The organism is Paenibacillus sp. LHD-38 (genome assembly GCF_031157315.1).
Lineage (GTDB): Bacteria > Bacillota > Bacilli > Paenibacillales > Paenibacillaceae > Pristimantibacillus.
This window is the reverse complement of the sequence record NZ_JAVIFU010000010.1, coordinates 195,364-201,556: the sequence shown is the minus strand read 5'-3', so window position 1 is coordinate 201,556 and position 6,193 is coordinate 195,364. Positions and strand designations below refer to the sequence as shown.

The following is a 6,193-nucleotide window of genomic DNA, read 5'->3' as shown; positions in this document are numbered from 1 at the left end:
AACCCGAAGCTGTGAACCGAAGCCCCAGTAAACGGCGGCCGTAACTATAACGGTCCTAAGGTAGCGAAATTCCTTGTCAGGTAAATTCTGACCCGCACGAATGGCGTAACGACTTGGGCGCTGTCTCAACGAGAGATCCGGTGAAATTTTAATACCTGTGAAGATGCAGGTTACCCGCGACAAGACGGAAAGACCCCATGGAGCTTTACTGTAACTTGATATTGGACTTTGGTACGATCTGTACAGGATAGGTGGGAGCCTGAGAAGCATGAGCGCCAGCTTGTGTGGAGGCGACGTTGGGATACCACCCTGATCGTATCGGAGTTCTAACCTAGAACCGTGAAACCGGTTCGGGGACCGTGTCAGGTGGACAGTTTGACTGGGGCGGTCGCCTCCTAAAATGTAACGGAGGCGCCCAAAGGTTCCCTCAGAATGGTTGGAAATCATTCGAAGAGTGCAAAGGCATAAGGGAGCTTGACTGCGAGACCTACAAGTCGAGCAGGGACGAAAGTCGGGCTTAGTGATCCGGTGGTACCGAATGGAAGGGCCATCGCTCAACGGATAAAAGCTACCCTGGGGATAACAGGCTTATCTCCCCCAAGAGTCCACATCGACGGGGAGGTTTGGCACCTCGATGTCGGCTCATCGCATCCTGGGGCTGAAGTAGGTCCCAAGGGTTGGGCTGTTCGCCCATTAAAGCGGTACGCGAGCTGGGTTCAGAACGTCGTGAGACAGTTCGGTCCCTATCTGTCGCGGGCGCAGGAAATTTGAGAGGAGCTGTCCTTAGTACGAGAGGACCGGGATGGACGTACCGCTGGTGTACCAGTTGTTCCGCCAGGAGCACCGCTGGGTAGCCAAGTACGGACGGGATAAGCGCTGAAAGCATCTAAGCGTGAAGCCCCCCTCAAGATGAGATTTCCCAGTATGTAAGACCCCTTGAAGACGACGAGGTTGATAGGTTCGGGGTGGAAGCACAGCAATGTGTGCAGCTGACGAATACTAATCGGTCGAGGGCTTATCCTAAACACGTTTGCATGGACCCATACATCCGGCAGACAGCAGCTAAAAAGGTTTCAGCAAACCTAACTTTCGTATCCAGTTTTCAGGGCGTAATGTTCTGACTTTGCAAGCGTCCCCGAACGCTGCAAACGACAATTATTCGGGGGACAAGCGTGGCGGTGTAGCTCAGCTGGCTAGAGCGTACGGTTCATACCCGTGAGGTCGGGGGTTCGATCCCCTTCGCCGCTACCATTACCTTTTTACTGTAACATCTGGAGGATTAGCTCAGCTGGGAGAGCATCTGCCTTACAAGCAGAGGGTCGGCGGTTCGATCCCGTCATCCTCCACCATATTCACTCATTCGGCATTATGACCGAATCCACTTGGAGCTGTGGTGTAGTGGCCCAACATGCCTGCCTGTCACGCAGGAGACCGCGGGTTCGAATCCCGTCAGCTCCGCCATTTTTCTTTAAAGTAAGGCTCGGTAGCTCAGTCGGTAGAGCAGAGGACTGAAAATCCTCGTGTCGGCGGTTCGATTCCGTCCCGAGCCACCACTTTATTTTTCGTTAATACGGAGAATAGGTAATAGCATGGAGGATTAGTGAAGTGGCTAAACACGGCAGACTGTAAATCTGCTCTCTCTGAGTTCGGTGGTTCGAATCCATCATCCTCCACCAGTTTTTTACACATCATGAGTCATTAGCTCAGTTGGTAGAGCACCTGACTTTTAATCAGGGTGTCGTAGGTTCGAATCCTACATGACTCACCATTTTTCTTACATCGACATCGTAACCGAAGATCCCCGGATCTTCGGTTTTTTTGATTTTATGAAACAAAAAAGAAAAGGTGCATGCTTTTAAAGACAGAAATTGTCTCAAGCATGCACCTTTTTTGTTAATTAAAGCTATTTGCTGCGAAGAGCCAGCTCACGCGTAAGTTCATTTACCGTCTCGGTTAATCGCAATGTCAGTTCTTCGTTTATTTCAAAAACAGGCGCTTCATTAGGCTCCTGGGTGCGATTGATTTGGGAGTCGACTGCATAAACGCCACTTACATATATTTTAGCGCCCATGGATGCGAGTACAGGCTTAAGGGAATAGTCAATAGAGAGAAGATGTGCAATGGTACCTCCGATAAAAAGCGGTGCAATGATTTTGCCGTCAAGACCTTTTTGCGGAAGCAGATCCAAAAACGTCTTAAGTACACCAGTGAAAGAAGCTTTGTAGACAGGACTAGCAATGATGACAGCATCGGCATCTTCAACTAATTTGTTGGCTTCTACAATAGCCGGGCTCCCAAACCTTGCATGAATGAGATCTTCAGGAGGCAAAGAAACAACCGTAATTAAATCTACTGTAAGATTTTTCTCAATAAGCTGCTGTTCAACATACTGCGTGATCCCGTTTAAGCGTGACGAAGCATTTGGACTTCCGGAAATGATTACGATTTTCGGCATGTGCGCACTCCTCTTTCGACTCGATAATGGTGAGATTAAATAATTCATTAATCCGATAAGTAAACTATGAATAAATAGTACCATGAATGCCCATATCGGTCAAACAGGTATGAATTGTTTCTTGTATTTTATCGATATAAGGGAACAATGTATATACAAGGTAAATAAACAGATAAAGGGGTAGTTGCAATGATATATGGACTGGCGGCTTTGATCAGCTTTGCGATTGTATTTGCAAGCGTACCACCGCTTCGGGTCTTTGCGCTGCGCCTTGGCTTTGTTGATCGCCCAAATCAAAGGAAGATACATAATAAGCCGATTCCTCTGATGGGGGGAGCGGCTATTTTTGTTGGTTGCGTAATTGCTATGTTTATTTTTATTGGATTTACGCCGCTTACTTGGACCATTGTTTCCGGAGGATCGGTACTCGTCATCGTCGGTCTCCTGGATGATGCTTCGAAAGCAAAGGGAAAGGACTTCCCGGTATGGCCCCGTGTTATCCTTTATATGGGGGCGGCATCGATACCGACTTTATTTCACATTAAAATTGCGGGTATCGCTAATCCGTTTACCAATCTGTTCTTATCTTTTCCGGACTGGCTCTCATGGCTTACGACCATGCTCTGGGTATTTGCTTTGATCAATATGATCAATTTTATTGATGGTGTTGATGGGCTTGCTTCAGGCGTTTGTACATTATCTGCCCTTACGCTATTAACGGTGGCCTTAATAAAGGGGCAGCCGAGCACCGCAATTCTTGCCATTATTGTTGCAGGGGCATGCTTTGGTTTTTTGGTGCACAATTTTTATCCTGCCCGGATATTTATGGGGGATGCGGGTGCTACATTTTTGGGATATACACTAGCGGTCATTGCGGTTGACGGAACGTTCAAAAGAGCTACGTTCATTACTTTGCTTGTTCCACTGCTCGCGCTCGGATTGCCTATTTTCGATACGATATATGTCATGCTCAGGAGGTTGATAAGCGGTAAGGGCTTGCATCGCGCGGACAAGCTTCATACGCATCATCTTTTGATGAAATGGGGGCTTAGCCAGGTACAAACGGTATCGTTTCTTTATCTGATTGCCGCACTGTTTGCGCTGCTGTCGATCATTCTTTTATTAGCTATAGGCTGAATTAATAAGGTTCATATGGTACAATGACGGAAAAAAGCGATATTCTATTTCAAAATGGGAATAAGCTTTTTTAATCATTAATCCGCTTATATGGAGCTGCTAATTGTCATTGCGCGCCTCCTGAATGAGGTCCGCGCATAGCCGCTAACGCTTACGGAGATTGGAGATAGAGAAATGAGCACGACAGACTGGTTGAAGCCGCTGCAGCACATTTTGAACTGTCCGGTGCATGCTGTTTCGAAATCGATAGCGGAGTGGAACGATTTAATAAGCAATGCCGATGAGGTGTGGTTAGGCGATAACACGGTCACATCTCCCATAGAAGGCCAACGTGTAGAAAAAGAAGATAAAACTTGGATTGTCATTTCTTCTAATGATTATGAAGTAGACCTGCTAGAACTCGAAGGGTCCTCCCTTCAAGCAACTGAAAAAGAGCTGATCAGTTGGACACTCCGACTTAACCTTGGAACGTTAGCCGAGAAAAAAAGCGCGGCGCTTACTGAAACGGAGAGACAAGCCCTTAAGCTTGGCGACTGGATTCAGAAACAGCTGGAATCAGATGAGCCTGCCTATTCTTTACCGGACCATCTGACGGTTGGCAGCCGCTTATTCAATGAAATGATTCCATTTCTGCTCGTCACGGAGCAGCCTGGTACCCAGCAAGCTACCTATTCAGATTTGGAAAAGCTGCTTCGGTCCTTTATGTCCGATGATATTTTGCTCATACCTCTTAAAAGTCAGGAATGGCTCATATGGGGCTCTATGTCATTATTAAGGGATGAGGATTCAGATGCCTTCGACGAACAGGAGGAGGAGTCACTTGAGGAAAGTCTTGCTTCGATCGGGCTCGGGTTGCACGAGATGCTTGCAAGCGAATGGATCGGCGAGTGCCATTTAGCGGTTGCTCACCCCACATCGCCGGCAAAGGGAATGATTGAAACGACGATGCTGCTTCGGGAAACGATTAATCTTGGACGTAAATTTCATGTGGGTACAAACATACATCTGCCATGGATGCTTCAGCTGGAACGTTTGCTTAATGCGATTCCTGAAGCACAGCGCGCCAAATATTTAGAACAGTCTTTAAAAAGAGCGGATCTGTTCGTGGAATCAGAAATGCTGAGCACACTGGATACGTTTTTCACATTGGATTGCAATGTAAGCGAGACCGCAAAGAAATTATATATACATCGTAATACGTTATTATATCGCTTAGATAAGCTTAAACAGGAGACTGGTCTTGATGTTCGTCAGTTTAGAGAGGCCGTTCTAGTCAAAATTATATTACTATTGTACAAAGTTACGAAAAGAAATTAGTTTTTTTGTAAAGTATGTGCATAGTCATAAGCGCCTCCGTGGGATAAGATATAGGCATATCGAAATTTCTTTCTAGGGGGAAAATTATCATGGCAGGCGTACGTTTAGAAGGCATTTACAAAAAATACCCGGGTACTGACAAAGCATCGGTTACTGACGTTAACTTAGATATTAAAGACAAAGAGTTTCTCGTATTGGTCGGACCATCTGGTTGCGGTAAATCGACAACTCTTCGTATGATTGCAGGCCTTGAAGAAATTTCCGAAGGCAAATTGTTCATCGGCGACCGCCTTGTGAACGATGTTGCTCCTAAAGACCGCGACATCGCGATGGTATTCCAATCCTACGCGTTGTACCCGCATATGAACGTTTACCAAAACATGGCTTTCGGCCTTAAACTTCGTAAATTCAAAAAAGCAGACATCGACAAACGTGTTCGTGAAGCTGCTAAAATTCTTGATATCGAGCATTTGCTTGACCGTAAACCTAAAGCACTTTCCGGTGGTCAACGTCAACGTGTCGCTCTAGGGCGCGCAATCGTTCGTGAGCCGCAAGTATTCTTGATGGATGAGCCGCTTTCCAACTTGGACGCGAAACTTCGTGGACAAATGCGCGCTGAAATCAGCAAGCTTACAAAACGTCTTGAAACAACAACTATCTACGTAACGCATGACCAAATCGAAGCAATGACAATGGGTGACCGTATCGTTGTTATGAAAGACGGCTTCATTCAACAAACAGCTTCTCCTGAAGAGCTTTACAACCACCCTGTAAACATCTTCGTTGCTGGTTTTATCGGCGCTCCATCGATGAACTTCATCAGCGGATCCCTTACTGAACAAGGTGGCGCGCTTCGCTTCAAAGCAAGCGGCGTTGATGTAGTTGTTCCTGAAGGCAAAGCAGCGGTTCTTCGCTCGAAAGGTTTCATCGGCAAAGAAGTAATTCTCGGCATTCGTCCAGAGGATCTTCACGAAGAGCCTGTATTCTTGGAAGCTTCTCCACAAACAATCGTGAACGCAAATGTAGAGGTTGCTGAGAACCTTGGTCACGAAATGTACTTGTACCTGAACGGTATCGGCACTGACACAACTATCGCGCGTGTTGACAGCCGCTCCGGTCTACGTGACGGCACGAGCGTTAAGCTTGCGCTTGATATGAACAAAGCACACTTGTTCGACAAAGCGACAGAACTTAACATTTTCGAAGGTTAATAAATAGTATGGAAAAAGAACGGCCGGATTATCCGGCCGTTCTTTTTTTGTGGATTAATGTAAAACCCTCCGA

Annotated in this window: 4 protein-coding genes, 6 tRNA genes and 1 rRNA gene; 10 read left to right on the top strand and 1 reads right to left on the bottom strand. The window is 46.5% G+C overall.

Annotated elements, in window-relative coordinates:
• The 7 genes from RCO25_RS11320 to RCO25_RS11290 all read left to right on the top strand — a co-directional run.
• A 23S ribosomal RNA gene (locus tag RCO25_RS11320) occupies nucleotides 1-1,023 on the top strand; the annotation flags it as partial.
• A gap of 151 nt (nucleotides 1,024-1,174) precedes the next feature.
• Nucleotides 1,175-1,251 (top strand) — tRNA-Met (locus RCO25_RS11315).
• Nucleotides 1,252-1,273: 22 nt separating this feature from the next.
• Nucleotides 1,274-1,349: transfer RNA gene (locus RCO25_RS11310), tRNA-Val, on the top strand.
• Between the two features lie 35 nt (nucleotides 1,350-1,384).
• Nucleotides 1,385-1,461, top strand: a tRNA-Asp gene (locus RCO25_RS11305).
• 16 nt (nucleotides 1,462-1,477) lie between these two features.
• Nucleotides 1,478-1,553: transfer RNA gene (locus RCO25_RS11300), tRNA-Phe, on the top strand.
• Between the two features lie 38 nt (nucleotides 1,554-1,591).
• Nucleotides 1,592-1,676, top strand: a tRNA-Tyr gene (locus RCO25_RS11295).
• A gap of 16 nt (nucleotides 1,677-1,692) precedes the next feature.
• Nucleotides 1,693-1,768, top strand: a tRNA-Lys gene (locus tag RCO25_RS11290).
• A 135-nt stretch (nucleotides 1,769-1,903) separates the two neighbouring features.
• Here RCO25_RS11290 and ssuE read toward each other — a convergent pair.
• Nucleotides 1,904-2,455 (bottom strand): NADPH-dependent FMN reductase, encoded by a 552-nt coding sequence (ssuE, locus tag RCO25_RS11285; protein WP_308996249.1) that lies wholly within the window; start codon nucleotides 2,453-2,455, stop codon nucleotides 1,904-1,906.
• Nucleotides 2,456-2,644: 189 nt separating this feature from the next.
• Here ssuE and RCO25_RS11280 point away from each other — a divergent pair, with 189 nt between their 5' ends.
• From RCO25_RS11280 to RCO25_RS11270, 3 genes are all read left to right on the top strand, one after another.
• Nucleotides 2,645-3,592 carry a glycosyltransferase family 4 protein gene (locus RCO25_RS11280; protein WP_308996248.1) on the top strand — a complete coding sequence of 316 codons (948 nt, stop codon included), beginning with the start codon at nucleotides 2,645-2,647 and terminating at the stop codon, nucleotides 3,590-3,592.
• A gap of 174 nt (nucleotides 3,593-3,766) precedes the next feature.
• Entirely contained in the window at nucleotides 3,767-4,909 is a 1,143-nt protein-coding gene (locus tag RCO25_RS11275; protein ID WP_308996247.1) for a PucR family transcriptional regulator, read from the top strand.
• 89 nt (nucleotides 4,910-4,998) lie between these two features.
• Entirely contained in the window at nucleotides 4,999-6,120 is a 1,122-nt protein-coding gene (locus RCO25_RS11270) for an ABC transporter ATP-binding protein (RefSeq protein WP_308996246.1), read from the top strand.
• The last annotated feature ends 73 nt before the right edge of the window (nucleotides 6,121-6,193 follow it).